2 protein-coding genes are annotated in these 3,467 nt (G+C 65.2%); both read right to left on the minus strand.

The annotated features are described in order from the left end of the window. On the minus strand, positions 1-980 hold a 980-nt coding region (locus tag HUK84_RS12900), incomplete at its 3' end, for an ABC transporter substrate-binding protein (RefSeq protein WP_176640656.1). A 7-nt stretch (positions 981-987) separates the two neighbouring features. Next, positions 988-3,467 (minus strand): TonB-dependent receptor plug domain-containing protein (locus HUK84_RS12905; RefSeq protein WP_246285658.1); only part of this gene is annotated, 2,480 nt, incomplete at its 5' end.

A 3,467-nucleotide genomic window follows, 5' to 3' on the forward strand; every position in this document is an offset into this window, starting at 1 on the left:
CAAGCCATGCCGCGCGCCAAGCCGTCAGAGGACGCCGCCCAGCGCACGGTCGGATCGAAGGCCGCCTTGATGTCCAGCCCCTTCGCGATCAGCCCGTACGCGGCCAGCCTGCCATACAGGGCGGCCGTGTCGCGGATGACGCCGTCGTCGATCGCCACGTCCTCCAGCCGGCTGGCCGCGACGGACCGCCGGGCCACGGCGTCGGGCAGATGGGATATCTTGGCCAGGGTCCGGGCATACAGGTCACGATGGGCCCGCGCCCATGCCGTCGCGCGGGCGATGCGCCGCTGCAGATCGACGATCGCCGCGCGCTTGGCGGCCAGGGCGTCGCGATGCGCGATCCCGAACACGTAGAAGGGCAGGATCCCCGCGCCGTCGGCCAGGATCCGGTCGCCATCCACCTCCTGCCCCAGTGCGATATAAGGTTGCCAGGTGACCCAGGCATCGACCCGCCCCGTGGCCAGCGAAAGCTGGGCGACGTTCTGCGCCGCGCGCACCACATGGACATCCGCCGCCGTCAGGCCGGCCTGCTCCAGGCGACCGTACAAGAGGGGCTCGCCCAGTCCCGCGGGGCTGAGGATCACCCGCTTGCCCTTCAGATCTCTGACGGTGGCGATGGCGGAATCCCCGCGCACCAGGATGGCCGCGCCCTGGCCGCCGGTGATGTTGGCCCCGACCGCCACGATGGGGGCGCCGGAGGCGTAGGCGAACAGAAAGGCGACGTCCCCGGCGCGGCAGAAATCGATCGCTCCGGCGTTCTGTGCCTGAAGCAGGGGCTGGGCCTGGGTGAATTCCTTCCATGCGATGCGGTAGCCGGTCGGCGCGGCCTCCCCCGCCGCCTCCAGCAGCGAACGCAGCGAATCGTTCTGGTCGCCCACCGACAGCACGATCGGTTCCGCCGCGGCGGCGAGGCCGGCCGTGAAGACGTGGCCGGCAAGGGCGCCGGCACCGGCGAGGCACAGGCGACGCGGGATCGGCATGGTGCCGTCACCAGGAATAGCGCAGCTTCGCATAGAAATACGATCCTTCGGCGCCATAGATGGACGCGGTGCTGTAATTGGGATTGATCTGATAGAGCGGCGATGCCGACTGCGCCTTCGCGTTCAGCACGCTCGGCCGCTTGTTGAACACGTTGTTGCCGCCGATTTCCGCAACCCAACGCGGTCGGAAGCGATAGGCGATGTCGAAATCCATCAGCCATGCGGGGCTGACCGTCTCGTCATAAGCCGGTCCCTGGTTGGACAGGTTCCTGGTCGCGGAATAGCGGAACACGCGCACCGTCGTCGCGACCGGGCCATAGGTCCAGGTGCCCGTGAAGCGGAGGGTATTGCGGGGATAGATCGTGGTCAGGTTGCCGATCTCGTTCCGAAACAGCGGCTGGACCGCCGAGCCGAGGTTGATGGCCAGGGGGTTGATCCGTTTGATCATGTGCTGCTGCTGGTTCATCATTGCGCCCCACAGCACCGTGCCGGCCTTGCCGAAATCGGTCAGGTAATGGGCCTGGATGTCCATGCCTTCGGTTTCGGTATGCGCGGCGTTGCGCATGAACGTATATTGGTAATAATTGCCGTCGTTCGGAACGGCGCCGCTGGCGTGAAGGATGTTCATGACCTGTGCGCCGGTGATGCCGTTGCCGGACACGGTCAGCGGGATGATCTGGTTGAAGATGTCGATGCGGTAGATATCCAGCGACAGGTCGAAATTGCGGATCGGCGTCAGCACCAGGCCGACCCCGAAATTATGCGACGTCTCCGGCTTCAGGGGTGACGCGCCCAATGCCCGGGCGCCGATATTGTTGACGGACGAATAGACGTTTGTCGTGGTGATCAGCGCGTTGTTCGCCTGGGCGTTGGTGGAATAGAACGTCGCCTCGCTCTGGAAATATTCCTGTTGCAGCGTGGGGGCGTGGAAACCGTTGCTGGCCGACCCGCGAAAGGCCAGCCAGGGCGTGACCTGGTAGCGGGCCGAGATCTTGCCGCTGGCGGTGTTGCCGAAATCGCTGTAGGTTTCGTTGCGGCCGGACAACTGAACCGACAGCGCCTTGGTCAGTTGCTGGTCGAATTCCAGGTAGAACGCGCCGTTCATGCGCGAATAGGTTCCGGCGGCATTGGGATAATAGGCCCCCAGGCCGGCGGCGCTGGGCAGGGCCTTGGTGCCGTCGGGAAAGACATAGCCGCCATCGAGCCAGGCCGCGCGTTCGCCGGCGCCGATTTCGTACTGGTTGTAGCGATATTCAAGACCGCCCGACACCGACAGGGGATATTTGAAAAATCCGGTATCGAACTGGCGGCGGAGGTCGTAATCCACCATCAGTTCCGAATTGGTCAGCGTGCCCAGATAGAAATGATGCGGGCTGGACGGGCCGAGGGAGACGTTGATGGAATCGTCCAGCCCCAGCGCCGTCTGGTCCCGCCCGTAATTGACGCTGAAATCCCAGGCCCAGCCCAGGAAATCCTTGCCGCGCAGTCCGGACGTGAACTGGAAATCCTGGTCTTCGGTCGAGATGATCGGCAGATAGCCCTCGGGATAGACGCTGACGATGTTCTGCGACGAATTGGACGGCCGGTACCAGCCGGGTTCGTAGGCGGTGCGGTGGGCATAGGTGGCGAAGGAATAGAATTCCCCCCAATCGCCCAGCGGGATCGCCATGTCATAGGACACGGCCTGCTTTTCCGTCTCCGGCACGCCGTAAAGCTGGCGGTAGCGGTTGCCGTATTCGCGCGGATCGAGCTGCCCGCCGGCCAGCAGGGGATAGAGCAGGGTGGGCGTGCCGCCCTTGCTCATCGGCGCGTATCCCGCCGTATTGGTCCATTGGTTGCCGATAATGTCGGCGCCGAGGTTGAAATAGCCGCCGGCATTGCCGATCCTGAACCCGTCGTTGAAGAACAGGTTGCCGCCCCGGCCGTAATCGCCCAGCGTGCCGACCGTCGAGGCGTACTGGTCATAGCTCAGTTCGGCGGAACCGCCGTGATCGGCCTTTTTCAGGATGATGTTGATCACGCCGGCGATGGCGTCCGATCCGTACTGGGCCGCCGCGCCGTCCTTCAGGATCTCGATATGGTCGATCGCGCTCATCGGGATCATGTCCAGATCGACCGGCGACTGTCCCTGCATGGCGCCGCCGTAGAAGATCGACGCGATGGTGTGGCGCCGCTTGCCGTTGACCAGGACCAGGGTTTCGTTCGACGGCAGGCCGCGCAGGGACGCGGTCTTGGTCGTGAAGCCCAATTGCCCGGGATAGCCGGGCGTGTTGTTGATCGACGGATCCAGCAGGGCCAGCGCGCTGCGCAGGTTGGGCTGGCCGGTGCGCGTCAGGTCGGTATGCGACACGATGACGATCGGCGACATGCTGCGCGAGGCGCGCACCGCGCCGCGCGTGCCCGTCACCACCACCTGTTCGCTGTCCTGCTGCCGGGATTGCCCCGGGGCGGGGCGCGCGGTGTTCGCGACCGTCCGCCGCCGGACTG

This window comes from Nguyenibacter vanlangensis (genome assembly GCF_013376155.1).
Lineage (GTDB): Bacteria > Pseudomonadota > Alphaproteobacteria > Acetobacterales > Acetobacteraceae > Gluconacetobacter > Gluconacetobacter vanlangensis.